Origin of the sequence: Flavobacterium cutihirudinis, from assembly GCF_003385895.1 — a bacterium.
Taxonomy (GTDB): Bacteria; Bacteroidota; Bacteroidia; order Flavobacteriales; family Flavobacteriaceae; genus Flavobacterium; species Flavobacterium cutihirudinis.
In genome coordinates, this window is sequence record NZ_QRDQ01000007.1 from 1,014,093 (window position 1) to 1,034,780 (window position 20,688).

Annotated in this window: 16 protein-coding genes; 5 read left to right on the forward strand and 11 right to left on the reverse strand. The window is 37.6% G+C overall.

Features of this window, described 5'->3' with window-relative positions:
* Window positions 1–67 precede the first annotated feature (67 nt).
* The 6 genes from BD847_RS04420 to BD847_RS04445 all read right to left on the reverse strand — a co-directional run bounded on the left by BD847_RS04420 (window position 68) and on the right by BD847_RS04445 (window position 4,843).
* Window positions 68–436 (reverse strand): hypothetical protein, encoded by a 369-nt coding sequence (locus BD847_RS04420; RefSeq protein ID WP_115887048.1) that lies wholly within the window; start codon window positions 434–436, stop codon window positions 68–70.
* A 422-nt stretch (window positions 437–858) separates the two neighbouring features.
* On the reverse strand, window positions 859–2,142 hold the full coding sequence (locus BD847_RS04425; RefSeq protein WP_115887049.1) for a hypothetical protein: 1,284 nt from the start codon (window positions 2,140–2,142) through the stop codon (window positions 859–861).
* Between the two features lie 192 nt (window positions 2,143–2,334).
* The gene (locus BD847_RS04430) at window positions 2,335–3,639 is read right to left on the reverse strand and encodes a PcfJ domain-containing protein (RefSeq protein ID WP_115887050.1); all 1,305 of its coding nucleotides are present in this window, start codon (window positions 3,637–3,639) and stop codon (window positions 2,335–2,337) included.
* On the reverse strand, window positions 3,636–4,022 hold the full coding sequence (locus tag BD847_RS04435; RefSeq protein WP_115887051.1) for a Cas9 inhibitor AcrIIA9 family protein: 387 nt from the start codon (window positions 4,020–4,022) through the stop codon (window positions 3,636–3,638). Before BD847_RS04435 ends, BD847_RS04430 begins: the two co-directional genes overlap by 4 nt.
* Window positions 4,023–4,045: 23 nt before the next feature.
* Window positions 4,046–4,408: a DUF7222 domain-containing protein gene (locus BD847_RS04440; protein ID WP_115887052.1), complete on the reverse strand. Its 363-nt coding sequence runs from the start codon at window positions 4,406–4,408 to the stop codon at window positions 4,046–4,048.
* Between the two features lie 42 nt (window positions 4,409–4,450).
* Window positions 4,451–4,843, reverse strand: a complete 393-nt coding sequence (locus BD847_RS04445) for a single-stranded DNA-binding protein (protein ID WP_115887053.1) — start codon at window positions 4,841–4,843, stop codon at window positions 4,451–4,453.
* Window positions 4,844–5,380: 537 nt separating this feature from the next.
* On the opposite strand from BD847_RS04445, the gene BD847_RS04450 reads away from it, so the two are divergent.
* A complete protein-coding gene (locus BD847_RS04450) occupies window positions 5,381–8,512 on the forward strand; it encodes a sacsin N-terminal ATP-binding-like domain-containing protein (RefSeq protein ID WP_115887054.1) in 3,132 nt (1,043 codons plus the stop codon).
* 2 nt (window positions 8,513–8,514) lie between these two features.
* Window positions 8,515–9,588: an AlbA family DNA-binding domain-containing protein gene (locus BD847_RS04455; RefSeq protein ID WP_115887055.1), complete on the forward strand. Its 1,074-nt coding sequence runs from the start codon at window positions 8,515–8,517 to the stop codon at window positions 9,586–9,588.
* A 75-nt stretch (window positions 9,589–9,663) separates the two neighbouring features.
* On the opposite strand, the gene BD847_RS04460 is transcribed toward BD847_RS04455, so the two are convergent.
* The 5 genes from BD847_RS04460 to BD847_RS04480 form a co-directional block, all read right to left on the reverse strand.
* Complete coding sequence (locus tag BD847_RS04460) at window positions 9,664–12,717, reverse strand: DNA polymerase III subunit alpha (protein WP_115887056.1); 3,054 nt, start codon at window positions 12,715–12,717, stop codon at window positions 9,664–9,666.
* Window positions 12,718–13,902, reverse strand: coding sequence for a DNA polymerase IV (gene dinB, locus BD847_RS04465; protein WP_115887057.1), 1,185 nt, complete (start codon window positions 13,900–13,902; stop codon window positions 12,718–12,720). It abuts the gene before it with no gap.
* Window positions 13,903–14,262: 360 nt separating this feature from the next.
* A complete protein-coding gene (gene mobC / locus BD847_RS04470) occupies window positions 14,263–16,254 on the reverse strand; it encodes a conjugal transfer protein MobC (RefSeq protein ID WP_115887058.1) in 1,992 nt (663 codons plus the stop codon).
* Window positions 16,255–16,275: 21 nt separating this feature from the next.
* A complete protein-coding gene (locus tag BD847_RS04475; protein WP_115887059.1) occupies window positions 16,276–17,559 on the reverse strand; it encodes a relaxase/mobilization nuclease domain-containing protein in 1,284 nt (427 codons plus the stop codon).
* Complete coding sequence (locus tag BD847_RS04480) at window positions 17,547–17,936, reverse strand: plasmid mobilization protein (RefSeq protein WP_115887060.1); 390 nt, start codon at window positions 17,934–17,936, stop codon at window positions 17,547–17,549. Before BD847_RS04480 ends, BD847_RS04475 begins: the two co-directional genes overlap by 13 nt.
* A 340-nt stretch (window positions 17,937–18,276) precedes the next feature.
* Between BD847_RS04480 and BD847_RS04485 the strand changes: the two genes are divergently transcribed.
* The 3 genes from BD847_RS04485 to BD847_RS04495 all read left to right on the forward strand — a co-directional run bounded on the left by BD847_RS04485 (window position 18,277) and on the right by BD847_RS04495 (window position 20,672).
* A complete protein-coding gene (locus BD847_RS04485) occupies window positions 18,277–18,561 on the forward strand; it encodes a hypothetical protein (RefSeq protein WP_115887061.1) in 285 nt (94 codons plus the stop codon).
* 222 nt (window positions 18,562–18,783) lie between these two features.
* Complete coding sequence (locus BD847_RS04490) at window positions 18,784–20,301, forward strand: MauE/DoxX family redox-associated membrane protein (protein WP_167443818.1); 1,518 nt, start codon at window positions 18,784–18,786, stop codon at window positions 20,299–20,301.
* Window positions 20,298–20,672, forward strand: coding sequence for a DUF6520 family protein (locus BD847_RS04495; RefSeq protein WP_115887063.1), 375 nt, complete (start codon window positions 20,298–20,300; stop codon window positions 20,670–20,672). The genes BD847_RS04490 and BD847_RS04495 overlap by 4 nt, the downstream gene beginning before the upstream one ends.
* Window positions 20,673–20,688: the final 16 nt, after the last annotated feature.

Here is a 20,688-nt window from a genome sequence, read left to right on the forward strand (position 1 = left end):
AAAAATTAAAAAAATGAGGCAGATAGGCTTCCTTTTTTGACACACTTATGGCTGTCAAAAAAGGTATTTAGCTTATTTTAGGGATAAGCCAGATAGAGTAGAAACCCGATAAAATCGATGTTTCTGAATTATAGAATGTCTGTTTTTCAGAAAAAAGGCAGATAGAAGTATTTTTGAATTCCGGGTAGGTTAAAAAAACAATTCCCCCGCTGCAAACTGAAACGCAGCCGCAAGTGCGATGCCCGCATTTTCCGCCACAGCCTTCATGATTTCCCTTTTTTGAATGACAGCTGTTTTCTGAACAGTCATCATGATGGGCTGCATTAGCTTCCTTTTTGCAGGAAACTTCCTTAGAAAGATTTCCACATGCAAAACTTGCCATCGGCATCAAAAAGAGGCCTAAGGTAACAATTAATATGATGTGAAGTCTTTTCATGAAAAGTAAAAATATGAAACAAATATAATTATATAAATTTACTAATAATTAAAATTAATGTTAAAAGTGTTAAATTTGAAACCCATTTTCTTACTAACTTTTACATGAAGCAGCAAAAGATCCTTTGGATTTCCGTCGTGGATGTCTGCGGGAAGACCGCTTTCAAAAGCTAACAGATAAAATGGAAAAAGTTTCCGGCTGTAAAAAACGTGGGAAAAAATCAAGGATACGGTGCAGCCATTACCGAATGCTCTAATTCGGCACCGGGACATATTGCAAAAGTTTCAAAGAAACTTCAATGCGGTGTAGAACGATAAATTCTGGGCTCATATGAAGACCTGATTCTTTTTTCTGGAATGCTGAGCAATGCGATAAAAAGACGCTGATCGAAGAATATCCCAAACGTGTCACCAGCAAAAGATTTATTTTGGAAACTCTTTTTCTGTGCCGTGTAGAAAAGTGTGTTTTGTAAACCAGCCGAGCGCCTTTACATCGTTTCTTATCATTTCTTCATGCTGAGGGCTGTATTTTTCAATTTTGTCAATATGCGCGAACAGGAACCTGTGGCTGCGGTTTGTCGAAATCAGAATCATTGACTTGCTTTTATAGCCTGTAAAGAGGTTGCAGCTTTCTATTGCCAGATTATTTAAAGTATTGATCATTTCAAAGTCCATCTGGTCTGTATAAAATGTCAATAGCAGGCCTACGCCGTCAAAATCGCCGAACCGTCTTCCGAAATTCAGTCCTGAAACATCCTTGTAGCGGTCATGAAATTCAAAATAACTGTTGGCGATGGATCGTCTGGTAAGCCGGTCAAAGGAAAGCAGTGCTTTTGCAAGGCCGAGCCTCATTGGGGTCAAATTTTTCAGAAGATCGTTCTTTAATATTTCATTCTGCACAAAACCGTCTATGAAATAGCTCGCTTTATCAGCTTTAGCTTTATTTTTCACCTTTTCTTCTGCCGCAAAAGAATCCCAGTCTCCGTCTATTATAAGATAGATCCCGTTTGAATCCTCACTTAAGGCTTTGGGAAAGTTTCTGGTATTTTTAAAAAAGTGTGAGAGCAGATCCTTTTCAGTGCCTGAGATCAAGATGTAATTATTTGTGATCTGATCCCTGAGCTCAAAGAACTCTTTCTGTGTTTCGACAGGAAAATCAAATTCATCGCCGGGCATAATGATAGTGGTCCTGCCTTTAAAAAGCTTCTCTCTTTTTTCCAGATAATCGATAAAGTCAGGAATAGTGTCGAGCTGATCTATAATGGTCTGAAAGGAATCCTTGTCAAAAAGCGTTACGTAGTCATCATTTTTTGTGGTTTGGTTAAAGGGATAGAACTTTACGCCCTCTCCCAGATTTATTACAATCCTGAAAACTTTTTTTATCTGTTCCCTGGGAAAGATCTCAATTTCTTTGTCCGGATGTTTAATCTGCACTTCTTTGGCACTAAACAAGGTACGGCATGCGCCGTGGATCTGCTTGACTGCCTTTTCAATTGTATTGTTGAAGTACCTGAAATGGTTTCCCTTAAACTCGTAGTTTTTAACCGAGATGATAATGAGAACTGAATTGAAGATGATCATCAGGTCGCAGATTTCCTTTTTATCCCCATTTTCATGTTTCGGTCCAGGATAGCACCAGTACTTAAGGAATGATCTGTATGCCAGATCATTTACAAAATCTTCACCTATTTGTCCTTTGTCATCCATATTGCCGGGTTTACCTGATTGGATAGAAAATTACTAAAAATTTTGGGGTGCACAGCAATTTTATGATTATATTTTTAAGCAGGTAAAGGTTTGAATTTCAAAAACAATGTCTGTATTTAAGACAGCATCCAAAACCTTGAAGTGTCTGCGCCGCCACAAAAAAGCCGGCATAGATACCGGCTTTGTTATACTTTAGACTTTCTTCTGCTTTTGTTTCATCCTGGCTTTAATCTGATACAGATTTTTAGACATCAGGCTCAGAATACGTTTGTGGTGCTTGGAAGCATTGTTTTTCATGCCCCTGCATTGCAGGATCTCCATACGGCTTAGTGATACTTCAATGGTTTCAACTGATTTTTCAGCCATCTTAGCCGACAGTATCAGGGAATCTTTTCTGTCATAGTATTCATTGGTAAAAACACAATGCCCTAAATCGTCGCCCTCCTGCATGAAATCCTTAACGTTTTCAATTACAGAGATACTAAGTTCCTTTTCCTTGAAAAACAGTCCAAAAAAACGTTTTTTATCACTTGCGTACCTTTTCTGCGCTTTTTCGATTTCAAGGCGCAGATCCTGCAGTTTTTTCTTTCTGAGCAGTTCCCTTTTTTTCTGCACCAAATGGTCGTGCGCCATGCTGAGATTTTCGGGACAGACATAAGCAGGACAGGACAGGTCTTTTTTGAAATATCGGAGCAGTTCGAGATAATCTTCCCAAATCTGCACATCAGTGATTTTATAATTTTTTCTGATTACAGTTTTGACTGCCTGCCAGTTGTATTTAACACGCTGACGTGAAGCACCAAGATAATACTGCAAGAGGTTCTGCTGTTTTGCCTTTAGCAGGGTTTCTGCTGTGGGATCGGTCAGCAGGGATGAAAAGAGCAGGTGCGGGGCAATATTGTATACCGAGTTTTTGAAACCGTTCCTTTTCAAAAGCGGAAGCACTTTTACCTTTGGATAAACTTTGAAGGGATTGATGTAATATTTGGCATTTCGAAAGAAATCCTTTGGTTTGATTTCAAGGGGGGAATAGAATTTCCAAGCATCTATCGTATTTGAAAATACATTAGTGCCTATTGAAAAACTGCGGACTTCCCCTTTTTGGCTTATCCAATGCTGCATCACTTCTTTACAGAAGTAAGTCGGCATAAAATTTTTCTTCATGTGTTTGTATGCGATTATTATCCTAACAACCTGATATCCAGCACAGGTTTCCAATATGGCAAAATATTCTATTTCTTTGAAATGTACTTGATTACACGCCTGCATTTTAAGTTTTGCTTTACAGTGGGCGCAATTGATGAATTTACAGCAGGATTCGCTGTCTGAGGGTTTCCAAGAGTGCGCACACTGCAGGCAGTAGAATTTTCCTCTTGACAGAACAGCCCAATCCAGAAAAATATTTTTTTCAGCCCAAGCTTCAACTTCGCGCGTTATCGGAGCAAGTGAAGCGCTTAGTGCTGTAAGCTGTTTTTCGATGCTGGTTTTGGGTATCATAGGTCAAAAAGTGTTAAGGCGGTCTGCACGAGTTTAACTTCCTGTTTTACTTGAGGTATGGTTTCGCTACTACTTGACAACGTGTGTATTTCAGGCTGAGAGAACAGGTCTGTTTTTGCAGGTGTCTGCACTACAGCCCTGCACGATACAGGGGCAGGAATACCGATGGAATCATCGGTGTAGTACTTAACTGCCATGTCAAAGATTTCCTGATTGTCAAAGGCGCACAATCCTGTTTTTTTGACCTCGCCAAAAATGTAAATGCAACAGCTCTCGATGTTTTTGGTTTCTTTGGCAAGGCTGTGCGCCAAGACTGAATCGCCCTGCGCAGTAGTATTGAGATAATTCTCTATAGCGGTCTTAAAGTTCTCTGATGGTTTCATGATGGAAAAAGTTTGATTAACAGTTATTGTTCAAAGACATTGCTGTAAATGCCGTAGCAGTACTCCTCAAAGCAGAGCCAGCATAAAAAAGTGTAGTGGGGCAGTTTGTAGCGGTTGGCTACAGGCTCTCCAAATGCTTCTTCCAAATCCTCCTTGATGCCTTCCAAATCTTCAAGGTGTTTGATGTAAAAAGCTTTGCAGTCGTTGTGATAGATAAATTCCCCTATCATACCACTGATACAGCCCCCTCTCTGCAGGTCTTCTAGGAAAGACTTCAACTGCTGCTTTTTCTTTCCGTTATAGCCGTCCAAATGGCTTATAATGATTTCGTTGAATACTTGGCTTACATCATACTCCGAATACTCGTTTTTGTCCAAGGCTTTCATAATGTGATTTTTTGGCGTTTATAAATACAATCAGAGCCTGTCTTAAAAAGGCAGGTCATCGGGTTCTTCTGAGGAATTTTGTTTTTTAGGCGTGATAACAGCGCCCGCAGATCCATCTTCTTTTTTGGCAAAAGCCAAAATCTTAAGGCTGTTGATGTGAAAAGTCAAAGACCCCATAGCCGAGCCATCGTGACCGATATAGGTGCTAATCCCGACACGCCCGAAGAGCTGAACAAGCGCCCCTTTTTTGAGCCACTCAGCCAATTTTGCGTTCAGCCAATACGAGCACTCTACAAAAGTTGTAATGTGTTTGTACTCGGTGCTTCCTTTGGGCTTGTAGCTGTCATTGATGGCAATGGAGAAGTTAACGACCTGTTTTTCATTTCCCACTTTACGGGCTAGTGCATCTTTTGTAATACGTCCTGTGATTTCCATGATTTTAAATTTTAGCGTTACTGTTGTTTAAAATTTCTTTCTCCCTGCACTCCCAAAAATTGTTTTCAAAAGAAAAAACGGGAAAAAAGAAAGCAAGAATCAAGTGACCGGTTATGAGGATGCGGAGTGCTATAAGTCCCGAAGGGTGGCAAGCGAAAGCGGCGCCATTATGCGTATGCAGCATACGGCGGGCACTATCTTGGCTGCCTTTTTATGCCGTTTCGAATTGAAAATATTAGGTTTATCTTTATTTAAAAAACAGGTGTTTATACTGTGCTTTGATTTGCACTAAAGAATTAATTTGCCATTTGTAAACTGCATTTGTGGAAAACCGTAAAAAGAAATAAATGGCATTTTGTACGTTTGATTATAATTGATTTTCATGTTAAGGCCTTGATATTTATTGACCGCTGCTGTTGAAGAAACAGTTGAGATAAGATGTATATATAAATCAAGAGGAAGATGATCAAATTATTATAATTCAAAATAATACCAAGTAATTAACAACATTAGTATTGATAATTAATCTATTTAGATATGACAGATGGCATTTTTACAAAGTTTGAAAGAGACGAATTAAACAAAATAACTGCGAAGTCAATTTTAGAAAAACTAATGAGCGTTAGGCAGGAAATTCAATTAGAATTTACGGCCAGAAGATTAATTTGGGAGCTCATGCAAAATGCAAAAGACAATGCTAGTTTGTGTAATGAAGAAGGAGAAAAGGTCGATATCAAAATTGAAATAAATGAAAATCAGTTCATCTTTTCCCATAATAAAGGTTATTTTACCAATGAACATATCAGAGGCCTTATTCGAAAGTATTCGTCCAGTGATAAAGAAAGGGACCCAGATGCAGTAGGTAAACAATATAAGACCACCGGACGTTTCGGAACAGGTTTTATGACTACGCATCTTCTTTCTGAAAAAGTTTTAGTTAAAAGCTTTTATAAGAATGAGGAAGAAAACTTTAATGAGTTTAGTTTTTGGCTGAACAGGAGCGGAAGAGGAGAAAAAGAAATAATTGAAGGTATCAATCAATCCTTTGACGATGCTGAGGAAAGCATAAAAATGTCGGAGACTGTTGAATTAACTAAGAATGATTTTCAAACTTCCTTTGTTTATCCATTAACACCTGAAAAAAGGGAACTTGCACAGATTGCTTTTGATGAGGCTGAAAAGGGAATTGCCTATACATTGATAAATGTTCCTGAAATAAATTCGCTTACAATGGATTTGGAATTAATTGGTGAAACGGTATTTAAAATAGTTTGTACAAATACGGTTTCGTACCAAAATCACAATGTAACCACTTACAATTTATTGATAAACGGGATAAATTCTGATAAGAACTTTATAGTTGTAGACCAAGATGAACTTCAAATTATTATTCCAATTTCTATAAAAGAAGGAATGACGAAAGTTTTAGAGTTAGATTATGAAATTCCAAGAATTCATTTAGATTTTCCATTGATAGGAACGGAGGATCTGCATTTACCATTTATAATTAACAGCTGTTTGTTTGAACCGACAGAACCTCGTAATGGAATAAGTTTAAAAGGTGATGGAAATGAAATTTCAAAGATCAACAGTGAAATAATGCTTCGCGCAGTTGAACTTTATAAGCTATTTTTATCCTATGTAGATCAGGCAGGAGAATGGAAAGATCTTTTTAATCTGGCTCGTGTAAGATCACCAAAAACTAATTCTTGGATTGACATGGATTGGTATAAACCAAATATTGTTAATCCTATTCGAAATGAATTGTTATATGCAAGAATCGTTGACGTTGTAAGTGGAGAAAGAATTGCAATTTGGGATTCCTATGGTCAAAAACAGGCTTTTTTCCCTTCGGCTGATAAAGAGGCTGTCAGAGAGCAAATTTGGAAGTTATCGTCAGAGCTTTTTCCTGCATTTGTCCCCATAAAAGATAATGTACATCAATGGAGTACAGTCCTATGGGCAGACTGCCAAAAATACACATTGGCATCACTGTCACAAGAAATATCAAATAATAGCAATATTGAAAATCTGGCTTCTTCGCTTAATGTTTCGGAGCATAATGCCATTGTTTTCCTGAATGAATACTATCAGTTACTGAATACTGAAAATATACACATCAAGGACATTCTTACTGATGCTTTCGCTGTAATTCCGAACCAGTTTGGTGAATTTAAAGTGAAATCACTACTAAATGTCGATAAGGAGATAGATGATGAACTTAAAAATGCCTGTGCAATAATAAGTACAGATCCAAGAGAATATTTAGTTCACAAACAAGCTCAAACCGGTGCTGGAATTTTATATCCTCCTAAGAAACAAGATGATATAATTGCTGAAATAAATGCTTTAATGATAGGGAATACTAAAGACAATATTGTAGTAGCATGTGATTATTTAGCTTCCCTATTTTCAGAAGAAAACAAGGTTGAAAAAAGAGAATTAATTTTCAAATTTTCTCAAAGAATATACCCTGATGATTTTACTGAAAAAAGAATTTTAAAAAAATATGACGAAAAAATTTGGCAGGAATCAGATAAAAAATCTTTATCTTATCTAGCTGTTGCAATAGCAGAGCACAAGACAATTGAAGGTGCTGTTGAAAATTTAAACTTCAGAAATGAAGGGGAATTTATAATATGGCTTGATGCGCTTGTATCTTTTCTTGTAAAAGAAGGATTTGAAAATAATATAAACAGGGAAAAACATCCAATACTTCCAAACCAAAATGGAGTATTCTGCACAAAGGACAGTTTATTTTTGGATGAGGGAAATATCGGAGACGAATTAAAAGATATTGTTGCCGAGCTGGGGCATGATTTTAGAAATGAATTATTAGATACTGCAATATTTTTGGAGCTTCCTGAAAGCCGTCAATATAATATTGGTCATGTTGCTGAGAAGATAGCGTTTTTTATAAAGCCAATAATTAGAGATATTGACAAAAGAAAAGAGTTTAAAACTACACTAAAAAAATTCTATTTATGGATGGATGACAACAGGACAGAAGCGGAAGAGTATTTTGCTGATCTATTTGAAAAAAGATTTTTATTCTTGGAGGATGATGATATTTCATCCAATATGAAAGATGCTGCGCAATTAAATCAATTACTTATAGAAAATGGGCTGGAGAGTATTGAAGATCTTCGAGCTAAATTAGCAACAATTCAAGATAACAATTTTACAGCACCGACAAATGATTTCGCTGAAAAAACTATTATAACCAAGGAAACATTAGTCAGTTTAGGAATTTCCACTTATGAAGAACTCGAGATTGCGTTAAAGGACCCTCTTATTACTGCTAAATTTCATCATGTTTCCAAGCATACCAAAGAAATGCTTGATTACGCACAAAACTTAATTGCCAGAGCAAAACAAAATATAATAAGTTATTTGCAGAGCCATCCAGATTATGATTGTACAGATTTGGAAGAAACTGCTCCAACAACTCTTGCCGGAATAACGAAAAATGGAGTTGCTATTCAAATTGTAACCAGACCTTCGGACAATGGTGAAGTTATTATTTACTATCCTTCTGAAAAAGATACTTTAGATAGTGACACTTCGGAATTATGGGTTGACAATGACAAGCATGATCCGCATATTCTGACTTTAGGCAGGGTTTTAAAAAGTACAGGTATTAATAGAATACCGATAAATATGAATTAATTATGACATTACAAGAAGAAGTTTCGAAATCTATCTTAAAGCATGAAAGTGATGTTTTAGAATATAAAGCAGTTCTGCCGCCATCAAAATCCATTGCACAAATAATATCTTCATTTGCTAATACCAGTGGAGGATTATTAATTTTAGGTGTTACTGAAATTGGCGGATTAAAGGTTTCAGGTCTAAGTGAAGATTTTCGAGCAACTTCTATTACACATAAAGCTTTGGATTTATTGTCTCCAAAGCCCATTGTTGATTACGGATATGTTCAGTATGAGGGTAAAAAGCTTTTTGCCATAACGGTAAAAAAATCACAGGTTATTATTTCTGTAGAAGGAAGGATATATAAAAGAGAAGCAGCCAAAACAGTTTTAACCAATCCAGTTTCGAATATATTATCACCTGGAGGATATCCAAGGATAGCTAGCATAAATGATTCAATGGAGCTCTTAAAAGAAGGTACTACAGATTCAAAATTTAAAATTTTAGAACACTATCAGAGTATGATAAAAATTGTAGATACTTTAAAACAGCTTTTATATCCTCAAGGACCGTCATCTTATACCAATGATAAAGAAGGTAAGGTTTTGACAAGAATAATTTATTCATCGGTTGTTGACAGTTTTGAAACCTATCTCTCGGATGTACTTTTCGAGATTTATCTGGCTAAACCTCAAACATTAAAATCTGAACAGCTGGTAAAAGTAGAAGACGTTTTGAACTGTTCAGATATACAGGAATTTATTACTTTTTGGGCTAAGCAAAAAGTAAGCAAACTCCAAAAAGGAAGTGTAAAAGGATTTATTTCTGATAATAAGCAAATTAAGGACTTAAATGCAATGGATGCAATAACCCAGAATGAAATTGAAAAAATTCTGCAGATACGACATTTGTATGCCCATCGTAATGGTATTGTTGATGATAAGTTTATTAAATATTTCCCGGTCGGACATATTTCTGGATCAGAACATCAACTATGTATTGATGAAGTTCTGAATAAAATAGAGTATTTATCAAGTATAGCTGATAAAATTGATAAGGCAGCTATAAAAAAATATAGTTTATCCACAATTTAGATTTTTAAATACAATAAAAGTTTTACCATATTTTCTTATGGTCCATGACTGATTAAAATAAAATGTAATTAAGATTTATTTCATTTTCTGTCTAGGCAGATTAATCTCATGTTCCTGCGGATAAGGTTTACGATGCGTCATACTTACATCTTCTCGAATCTGTTCGTGCACTTTATATTGTCTATCACTGGTATTTGAATATCTGGGGTCAGCAATAAAAGGCATTTTTGCCATTTTGATTACAGTAATAGTAGGGAAGTGATAATCGACCTCAACATTCCCTAGTAATAAATAACAGCCTCCTCCCTGAAATGGATATTTCGCAAGACTGTCTGTAAAATGTGCAGTATCAAAAAAATCCCCATGAGCATCAATCCAGGTTCCGAAATACATAGCCCCCATCTTTGTAGGGACGTGTTTGCGTGAGATGAGATACGCCAGCATGCGGACAGTTTTCTTATGATACATCAATAAATCCTTTGCCATTACATCACCTCTGAATTTTGTCTGCAATAAATCAAAAGGGGAGCAGGATACAGGAAAACTTAAGAGCTCTATTTCATCAAAGGCATCTTCAAATTCAGAACGTTCCAGTTTTGGAAGCTCATATTCCTTGACAGGTTCCTGAATAAGCATCAGGTTTCGGTTTTCGGGTTTAAAGTTGACTAAAATAAGCCGCGCAATTACAAGCAGCTGATTTTTTGATTTTCCTGTGAAACGGAATGCGCCGATGAAGATAAGGATTTGTATACCTTCGATCCCGATAGGAATGCGGTTGATAAAATCTTCAAGTGATTTGTATGATCCGTTTTTTTCACGTTCCTGCTGTATGAGAATAGCAATTTTGGATTCAAGGCTCTGAAGGTGCATTAATCCCAGATAGATATCTGTACCGTATAGTGTGGTTTCAAATTCACTTTTGTTTACACACGGATTGTGAATTGAAGCTCCTGACATTTTTGCTTCATGGACATATACTTCTGTGCGATAAAATCCTCCCTGATTGTTGATTACAGCCACCATAAACTCCACAGGATAATAAACCTTGAGATAAAGGCTCTGATAACTCTCCACCGCATAAGATGCCGAGTGCGCCTTGCAGAAAGAATAACCAGCAAAAGACTCGATCTGGCGATATATCTCCTCACTGAGCTTTAGCGGATGCCCCTGCTGGGCACAAGAAAGAAAGAAATTATCTTTTACTTTCTGCAGTGCTGCCTTAGACCGTCCTTTCCCTGACATAGCGCGGCGCAGAATATCCCCGTCGGCTGCTGGCAATCCTCCATAATGCAGTGCAATTTTGATAACGTCTTCCTGATACACCATAATTCCGTAAGTCTCGCCCAACTGTTCCTGAAAGACAGGATGGAAATATTCGAACTTGTCTGGATGGTTGTGGCGGAAGATATACTCTTTCATCATGCCTGACTGCGCCACACCGGGGCGGATAATAGAGGAAGCGGCAACAAGTGTTTTGTAATTATCACAATTCAGACGTCGCAATAGTCCCCGCATGGCGGGGCTCTCAATATAAAAACAGCCTATGGTCTTTCCGATTCCGAGAAATTCATTGCACCTGGCTTCATTCTTTGAAATGGAAGTATCACGGATGTTAAGGCGTATTCCTCGGTTTTTTTCAATAAGCTTTACACTGTCATCAATATGGCCAATCCCACGCTGGCTAAGGATATCAAATTTTTCAAGCCCAATATCTTCAGCTATATGCATATCAAAAAGAACAATTGGAAAGCCTTTTGGAGGCATTTCCAGCGGTGTATAATTGGTGATAGGCTCTTCGGAAATGAGTATACCGCAAGAGTGCATACTGCGCTGATTAGGATATTTCTCTAAAAGCATTCCATACTGCTGTACTTGTCGAACCACTTTATTGGCTGCATGCAGTTCCATTGGATTTTTGGCAAGCATATCAAGTTCTTCTTTCGGAAGCCCGAAAACTTTGCCAACCTCACGAAAAATAGAACGGTATTTAAATTCAACATTTGTACCGCAGAATGCTACATGGTCATAGCCGTAACGAGAAAATATATATTCAAGAATCGTATCACGTTCCTTCCAGCTCCAATCGATGTCAAAATCGGGCGGACTTTTACGATTCAGGTTTAAAAACCGTTCAAAGTACAGATCAAGTTCCAATGGACAGATATCGGTTATGCCCAGACAATAAGCAATGATACTGTTGGCCCCACTTCCGCGACCGATATGAAGAAATCCCTGAGAATTGCTGAATCTTATGATATCCCATGTAATCAAGAAATAACCGCTGAACTCCAGCTGGTCAATTACTTTTAGTTCTTTGAACATCCGCGATTTAGCCTCTGCATTATTTTTGCCATAGCGCCACTCCAATCCCTGCTGAGCCAGAGTTGTCAGCAGCAGAATATCATCTTTTTTACTGTTGGTGTAAAATTTCTTGTTTTTAGGAGTTTTAAAATCAAATTCAAAATTACATTCAGCAATAATTTTTTCGGTATTTGAAATAATCTGAGGATACTCGGCATAAAAGGAAATCATATATTCCACAGGCCTCATTACCTCTGTTTCCTGGCAGTAATCCTCAGGACTCAGCCGGGAGAGTATCAAGTTCATGTCAATGGCACGCAGTATTCTATGGAGGTTGTATTCGGTTCTGGTACGAAAGGTAACAGGCTGCAGAATTACCATTTTTTCCTGCCTGTTTTTCCAATCTGACAGCACCAATTTCTGCAGCTGTTCAGGGCGAATCCCAATATATTCATTTTCTTTTAAAAGCAGTGGAGCATTCTCCAAAGGATAAATAACAAATGCATCCTCAAATTCCGGTGCAGATTCAGGTAGGGCAGTATTGTCAAAATTATGTTTAGTCAAGAAGCGGTTCATTTCTGCAAGGCCTGAGGCATTTTTAGCCAGTCCTATAAAACGCAGTTTATGTTCCGAGCGGAATTCCATTCCTACAATAGGCTTAATTCCAATAGCTTCACATCCTTTTATAAAATCATAAATCCCTGTTGCTGTATTGATATCAGTTAGTGCCATTGCGCTGACATCGCAGGCAGCAGCCTGCGAGATCAGTTCTTCAAGAGGAATAGTTCCGTAGCGAAGGGAATGAAAGGAATGGCAGTTGAGATACATTTAATCTGATTTACGTTTTAAAATTTCATTTTTATTATTGGGCTTAATTGATGCTCCTGCGCAGCGCATTACAGCATCAAAACCATACCGGGTCTTCATTCTGTCCATCGCCTGATACAGTGCAAGCATCTCTTCGGTATCATTGAAAAGATCGATCTGGTAGGTGCCTCTGACCAGTCCGCTGAAACGGATTCCGATCAGACGAAGCCTCATACGGCGCTGGTATAATTTGTCAAACAATTCCGTTACGGTCTTGGTCAGAATATGATCAGCAGAGGTGTACTGGACTCTGCATTGCTTGGTTTCAGTATCAAAATTTGCATATCTGATCTTTACAGTGACTGTTGAAGCGAGCCATTCTTCAGCGCGGAGCTGGTAGGCCAGTTTTTCTACCATACCCAGCATGACCCTGTTTAGTTTGTGTACATCAATTGTATCCTGGGAAAAGGTATGTTCGGTAGAAATAGATTTTCTTTCCGTATATGGCTCAACAGGGTTATTGTCAATGCCGTTAGCTTTTTTCCATAGTTCGATTCCATTTTTGCCTATCATCTGCTGCAGGGCTTCGGCCGGCATTTCGGAAAGGGTCTGGATGGTACGGATTCCGATACGCGATAGCAGCTCAAAGGTTTTTTGGCCTACCATTGGGATTTTCTGTATCGAGAGCGGATTTAAGAAAGACTGCACCAGATGCTCAGGTATTTCCAGATTTTGCTTTTGCTTTCCCTCACCAGTACCGATTTTCGAAACTGTTTTGTTAATGGAAAGTGCAAAGGTTAGGGGAAGACCTGTTTCATTTGTAATACGCTGTGCGAGCTCATCGGTCCATTTGTAACTGCCATAGAATTTATCCATCCCGGTAATATCCAGATAAAATTCATCAATAGATGCTTTTTCTACAACAGGCGCTTTTTCCTGAATTATTTCTGTAATATCATGAGATAGCCTAGAATATAATTCCATGTCACCCTTCATGATTTTTGCCTGAGGACAAAGTTTCATTGCCATATGAATTGGCATAGCAGACCGTACTCCAAACCGTCGGGCTTCATACGAACAGGAAGCGACAACACCTCTTTCTCCACCACCTATGATTAAGGGAATTCCGTTGAGTTCAGAATTTGTAAGTCTTTCGCAGGAAACGAAAAACGTATTCATGTCAATATGTACAATGGCCCGGCTCATAATCTATATCATTTTATACAGGTCAAAATTAGCACAGATAATAACATTATTTAAATATTAATATGTTACAAATAGCAACAAAATTTAAAAACCCTTATTTTACAACACTTTATGAAAGGCAAAAAAAATCCAGAATTTGGGTTTGTTCAGAATTTACGTCGTAATCAATAAAAAGATTTTATTTGTGAATACACCTGATGAAATATTTTGCCGGCATAAATTTTAACATCAATTAATTTAGTGTAGAGTAACATAACTATGCTTATTCTTTTTCCAAAAAAGCACAGTCAACTATTCTATATTTAGAATTTTAATACCCATTTTTTCTTTATCTAAACGATCAAGATTGTGAAAACCTTTTTAATTTTTCTTTTTTTTCACTATCAGATGCTTGCGGTTCACGTCACCTGCAATAATATCAATTTCAGATTCAGAAAGATCCTGAATATCTTTTTTAATCTGCGCGTAATTTCTATTTACAATGCCATTTTCCAAACTGCGGACTGTAGGGAAATCTATATAATTTTCAGTTTCTTTCTGAAGTGCTTTATGATCGTTTAAAATTTCTGAGTGGAAACTTTTAAGATCAATCCTGCAGTCAGGATTATCTGCCGTCATACCAACAAATTCCCCGGAACTCAGCGATGCAATTTTAGAGGCAGGAACGGCAGATTCAAGCTGGCGGGACCTGCTTATGGACGTATCTGAACTGTTAATGGAAAGGCTTTCACGTTCCTGCATGATCTTTCCAAAACGCTCAGAAAGCTGTTTGGCAGTATCCCCTGTAACTTGTCCTGAGATGATATTTCCCGTAATGTTCATAATAACATCGGCCTGCTCACGGCCATAATCTTTTTTGAGCTGGCTAAAGTCCTGTATCCCCAAACAGGTACTGACTTTATTGCTTCTTGCTGTTGCAATCAAACTATCTATATTGTTTAGATATACGGTTGGAAATTCGTCAAATATCAGACTGCTTTTAAATTTATCCTTCTGGTTTACCTGTTTGACAAGGCGGTTGATATACAAAGAAAGTACGGCTCCATAAGTCTGTATTTTTTGCGGATTATTTCCCATGCAGACGATTTTAGGATCCCGTGGATTATTAATATCAAGGGTAAAATCATTGCCGCAAAGCACATAATAAAGCTGAGGAGAGGAGAGTCTTGCCATTGCAATTTTAGCTGAAGCAATTTGTCCCTCAAGCTGCTCTGATGCCTCATTTAGATATGCGCTGACAAAGGGATTAATAAGCACTTCAATTTCTTTTTCAGATCTCAGCAGCGTAAATAAATTGTTATATTCCAGCTGCATGAGCTCAATCACATGCGGAAGGGTGCAGAATTCGCCATTGTTGTATTTTTTCAAATACCATATGACAGCGGTTAAAAAATTGATAGGGGATTCAACAAAAAAATCGCCTTGTTTTTTTATCCATTCGCGGTTGAGCCCCAAAAGGATGGTACGCGCAGATTCTGCTGCGTCGGTTATGTCTGTCATGGAAGAAGGCTCAAGGGGATTGCATCTGTGGGAGCGGGTGAGATCGTCAAAATTAATGACAAAAAACTTAGGCTCGATCAAATACAAATGCCTGTATTTCAAATAAGCATTGTAAGTGATTTTGGTAAGGTCATCAAACTTAAAATCATATACAAACATTGTGAATCCTTTAGCGATATGCTGGGTGATGATATGTCGGATCACAAAATAGGATTTACCTGATCCTGGAGAGCCGCATACCAGTAGACCTCGAAAAGGATTGATGATATTGATCCAGCTTTTTCTCACTTTATCCTTAAGATAATACTTTGCAGGGAGATTAATGGAAAATTCATTTTCCAGAAGCCTTTCTTCCTGCGGAAATGTTTCATTTTCCCTATTGAAGATGTCACGTCCGTTTAAAGTCCTGCTGATCATTCTGCTGAGCAGTGTTCCTCCGGTAATCACCAGAAGAAAACCAAGAGAGGTCAAGCAGATATATACACCAAAAGCAGATAAATTTCCAAAGCTAAGCATCAAAATAAGCTGACTTCCAAAATATAAAAAAAGCCCTGAAGCGATAAAATATACAGACGTTTTAAGTCTTAATTTTTCATTCTTACGGCCCTTAGCGCCCATTAGGGAAATAAATACCAACAGCAGAGCCATAAACTTGGATTTAAGGAAGCTGCTGAAGATCCCAGTCCTGTAAATATTATCCAAAATCCGGTTGCTGAATTTCGATGTCAATCCTAAGTCTGCAAAAAAGCTGTAACCGTAATAATAAAAATGAATGCCCAAAATAATAATGCTAATCAGCCGGGTCATATCCAAAATTTTTCTTAGTGCCTGTTCATTTTCTCCTGTCTGCATAACTGTAATTTTTAGAATTTATTAATTATTTGAAAGACCCTTTCTTTTTCTTCTTTTCTTTTTTTTCCTCAGTGCCGCAGGAAGATAACTGCCGGGATATTCCTTTTCAAAGAGACTGCTGATAAATTCCTGCAATGGCTGTGGGGATAGGTTCTTTGACGTCAGAATGTCCTGTATTTCCAAAAGGATTTTGATTGCAGGATCTTTTAGAAATTCAGATGTAAAAGCAATATTTGCAACATCTGCTTTCGTGTTTCTGCACCCCTGCAGTACAGCTGCAGCAGAGAATTCTTTTCCCAGCTCGCTTCCGTTGCAAACCTGTTTTGAAACATGGTCTATATAAGTAAGGCCATACAATGAACCATTTTGGGCAAGCCTTTGAACCAATGTTATTCCGTGGGATTCCAGAACAAGAGCCAGTTCCTGCAGAGATGGTGTTTCTGATTGGAAAACAGAACGTACCTCATTTTTTATTCTAAGACCGGGTCTTGAATTCTTAATCCTGTTTTCTTCAAATTTTCCCTCAAGGTACCTAAGGGTTGGCTTGTTATAAAAATCGCTGGCTTTAATAGGAACACCGATCTGTTTGCCATCTTTGTCCACTATGCGGTAAACCAATCCTCCGCCTTTAAAAACACGTGAACTTTCAGAGCCCCGGTCGGCCATTACATTGTAAAGGTTCAGGACTGCATTAAGCTGCGGAAGGCTTTTATACTGATAGGTATTCAGTACAAAATCCAGTACTTTGGCAACTGCTTTTTTGGACTGGATTTTTCCATAACTTACTATGGAGGGGTTTATAGGTTCTAGGCTGTAATTGACCTGCTTTTCCCGGCCTTGTGCTTTTATGAGATTAAAATCCTTTTCAATTTTTATACGGGCATTCTCAGACTGGTTTCGGCCAATATTCTGCATATCAATTCTTCTGCCGTCTGGTTTGACTTTTACTGAAATTATATGAATGTGCGGATGTGCTGCATCAAAGTGCTGATAGACCAGAAATGGCTGTTCGCTGAATCCGATTTCAGCCATATAGGTATTGGCGATATCCATCAGTCTTTCCGGGTTCAGATCTTTCTCCAAGGGATGAAAATTAAGGGATATATGAACACTACCGCGCTTGACATTTTCATTAAGTTCCAATTGATTAAGCAGCAGATTTATTTTTAGTGAACTGCTCAGATGGTTGTGATCTGCAGGATAATTTCTCTCACCAATACACAGTGCATCACCAAGAGAAACTTTGTTTTCGTTGTAATGAAATATCCTTCTTACCGACTGTCCAGTCTTGATTACTGCAACCATTTTTCAGCGAGTTTTAATACACAGTTTTTTATTTTTTCAATGGAATCAAAAAGTATTTCTTTCTGCTCCAGTGATGCATAAATCCAATCCCTGAATTCAGGAATCTGCTGCAGGGTATGAAGCTTTTTCACCATCTGGTTATAATTGTTTCCAACCGCATTCAGGTCTGCTCGGAGCCTGCTGATCTCTAAAATAAAATCATCAACAGACTGGTTTCTGTATTTTAGAATTACTGGTTTTCCAAGCATATTTTTTCTGGCAAAATCGCTGAGTTTGGGACATAGTGATTTTTCAAATCTTCTTTGAAGAAGGTTCATTTCTTCTGTCGTAAGCCGAAGGTGGACCCACTTGATACGGTTTGTGTTTTTCTCTTTCATCTCGTTTCATTTTCATTTCTAAAACCATATTTTTCTTAAAATTTCTCTGCCGGCGAGTTTCGAGCCATTGGGCAGCCAGAGAGCGGTTGTGATACAACCGGACATCTGGCCGACTGCAGGAACGATGCAGTCTTTGAGCTTCTTTAAAGAATTGCATAGAGAATTATGAGTTATAGGACTCCTTATAAATTCTATAGAGTGGCTCTTCCTTTATAAATCAAAGTACGAATGTAGGAAAGCCAGAAATGCCGGGCAATCATCACCAGATTTTGACGTGAATAAACTCAAGGGAGCTTCTTATTTTTACATCAAATAGTATTAATCTAAAAACGTTGAAATTATGATTACAAAAAATGAAGTTTCCAAGGTATATGATACTGTGCTGAGTACACCTGGAATGAGCGAGCTGGTGAAGATTGATTTGAAAATTTCACGAAAAAATGTATTGCTGCTGAGCCATGTCATCAGTAAAGGGCTGGATCCAAAAACCGAAGATTCAGGACTGCTGGCCGGAATCTCGGAACAAGGAATCTCGGACCTCAAAAATCTTTCCGAAGAGTGCCTGCAGAAAGCAGGACTTGTGGAACTAAATCAAAAGCTGATAACACTCAGCGGAAGTCTCTAAGAAAGAAAGGAGCATTCTAAAAACGATGAGCGCTTAATAGATAAAAATTATTTGTTAAGCGCTTTTCTCATGTCAGTACTTCTGTACGAAATTGGCACGTTTTTTAAAACTTTTGGCACGTTTTTGATAACCTCGGTTCAAAATAACACCTCTACATTTGCTAATGATCTTTTTTGCTTTTGCCGGCATTCTCGAAATAGGAATATTATAAACTTTTTGATTATGAAACTACGATTCAATTTTAAAAGTGTTTTTATAGAAGCAGTCAGCCTTTTGTTTGTTTTATTATTCGTCTATGCTGCGATCGCAAAATTTCTTGACTTTGAGAATTTTCAGATTCAATTGGGACAGTCTCCGCTATTAAGTGTATTTGCATCCTGGATAGCGTGGCTTGTTCCCATAATTGAATTGCTGATAGCTATACTGCTGGTGATTCCAAAATTTCGAAATATTGGTTTGTGGGCTTCATTCAGCCTGATGATTATGTTTACCGTTTATATTTTTATTGTACTGCATTATAGTTCCTTTGTTCCCTGTTCCTGCGGTGGTATATTAGAAAAAATGAGCTGGAACGTACACCTGATTTTTAATATAATTTTTGTTATTCTTGCAGTAGCGGCAATATTGTTCAATATGAAGATAAAACAGACAAATACCGCTCGTGCAAAATATCTAAAAACCTTTAAAGGACTGGCAGGCATAACGGCTTTCAGTACATTGGCAGTAGTCATTTTGTTTTTGTCTTCTGAGAATATTATGCACAATGAAAACCCTTTTATAAGACGTTTTCCTCCACATCCTGCAGAGTTCTCGAATGCTATTGACCTAAAATTCAATTCGTTTTATTTTGCAGGTTTCAGCAATAAAAGATTATATCTTGGAAATTTTACCACGCCCTCCAAAATCATTTCTCTGAATGAAAATTTAGGTGACTGGCAGGTTAAAAATATACAATTTGATCCCAAAGATATACCCTTTAAAATCGTAACTACTGCCGTAAGAGATTCATTTTTTTATCTTGTCGACGGAAGCGTACCTAAAATTTTCAGGGGTAGTTTAACGGACTGGAGAATTAACAAAGAACTCAAGGGCACTCCATATTTTAATAGAGCTGTACCAATTGATAGTAATAATATTGTTTTCAGATCAAATAACGGTAGAAAATTGACTAGTGTACTTGGGGTTTATACCGCAGCTGAAACCCCTGCCATACATTACAACAAAAAACTTCTGCAGCAGCAGATTGACGGCATTTTTGATACTGACGGAACATTGCTATACAGTGAAAAAATGCACAAAATTATTTATGTCTATTATTACCGCAATGAATTTGTAGTTGCAGATAAATCAGGTTTTCTAAGTTTCAGAGGCAACACAATAGATACTACAAAGTATGCGAAGATAAAGGTCGCAACACTTAAGAATGGAACCCAATATGCGATGTCATCTCCTTCCTATGCCATTAATGCACATGCTGCCGTCTGGCAGAATCTTCTGTATGTTCATTCCACAGCAAAAGGCAGGTTTGAGAGTAAGTCGGTCAGGGAGAAATCATTTGTAATAGATGTATATGACCTAAATAAAAACAATTATTTATTCAGTTTTCCAATCTATCATACCAGCAGCGATAAACTGGTTTCCCTTCTAGTAACGGACGCACATCTTTATGCAATAATAGGAAATGAATTGGTTGTCTATGAATTGAGAGACGCACTGAGAAAAGAAATAAAATCTATTTGAATTTCATTTATAATAGAAAAATAAACTGGCCAGTTTCAGGAGAAAAAGATCGAACTCCTGTAAAAAAAAGCAGATCCTATATTAATTTAAAAAATACAATTATGAAAACGTTAAATTTAAAAAACATGCTTCCAGCTGCAGTAATTGCAATGGCTGTCGGAGGTGCATTTATGACCACATCTATGCAGAGCTCTTCCAAACTTGCTCAAAAAGATGGATACACAAGAAATAGTCAAAATGAATGTAGCACAATTCAGGTTAACTGTAGTGATAACCCTCTTAACAGTTTTTGCCGCGTATCAGGTGCACAGGCGTATGAAAAGCCGGAGGACAGCAACATCTGTACTACGCCATTATACAAACCTGATTAAGTATGTTATCGCGTAT

Bases quoted from the DNA above. Each gene is read 5' to 3' on its own strand.
- BD847_RS04445 (WP_115887053.1), bottom strand. From the start codon at position 4,843: ATGGAAATCACAGGACGTATTACAAAAGATGCACTAGCCCGTAAAGTG.
- BD847_RS04490 (WP_167443818.1), top strand. From the start codon at position 18,784: ATGAAACTACGATTCAATTTTAAAAGTGTTTTTATAGAAGCAGTCAGC.
- BD847_RS04480 (WP_115887060.1), bottom strand. From the start codon at position 17,936: ATGAAAGAGAAAAACACAAACCGTATCAAGTGGGTCCACCTTCGGCTT.
- BD847_RS04435 (WP_115887051.1), bottom strand. From the start codon at position 4,022: ATGAAACCATCAGAGAACTTTAAGACCGCTATAGAGAATTATCTCAAT.
- BD847_RS04430 (WP_115887050.1), bottom strand. From the start codon at position 3,639: ATGATACCCAAAACCAGCATCGAAAAACAGCTTACAGCACTAAGCGCT.
- BD847_RS04440 (WP_115887052.1), bottom strand. From the start codon at position 4,408: ATGAAAGCCTTGGACAAAAACGAGTATTCGGAGTATGATGTAAGCCAA.
- BD847_RS04485 (WP_115887061.1), top strand. From the start codon at position 18,277: ATGATTACAAAAAATGAAGTTTCCAAGGTATATGATACTGTGCTGAGT.
- BD847_RS04420 (WP_115887048.1), bottom strand. From the start codon at position 436: ATGAAAAGACTTCACATCATATTAATTGTTACCTTAGGCCTCTTTTTG.
- mobC (WP_115887058.1), bottom strand. From the start codon at position 16,254: ATGCAGACAGGAGAAAATGAACAGGCACTAAGAAAAATTTTGGATATG.
- BD847_RS04455 (WP_115887055.1), top strand. From the start codon at position 8,515: ATGACATTACAAGAAGAAGTTTCGAAATCTATCTTAAAGCATGAAAGT.
- dinB (WP_115887057.1), bottom strand. From the start codon at position 13,902: ATGAGCCGGGCCATTGTACATATTGACATGAATACGTTTTTCGTTTCC.
- BD847_RS04460 (WP_115887056.1), bottom strand. From the start codon at position 12,717: ATGTATCTCAACTGCCATTCCTTTCATTCCCTTCGCTACGGAACTATT.
- BD847_RS04425 (WP_115887049.1), bottom strand. From the start codon at position 2,142: ATGGATGACAAAGGACAAATAGGTGAAGATTTTGTAAATGATCTGGCA.
- BD847_RS04450 (WP_115887054.1), top strand. From the start codon at position 5,381: ATGACAGATGGCATTTTTACAAAGTTTGAAAGAGACGAATTAAACAAA.
- BD847_RS04475 (WP_115887059.1), bottom strand. From the start codon at position 17,559: ATGGTTGCAGTAATCAAGACTGGACAGTCGGTAAGAAGGATATTTCAT.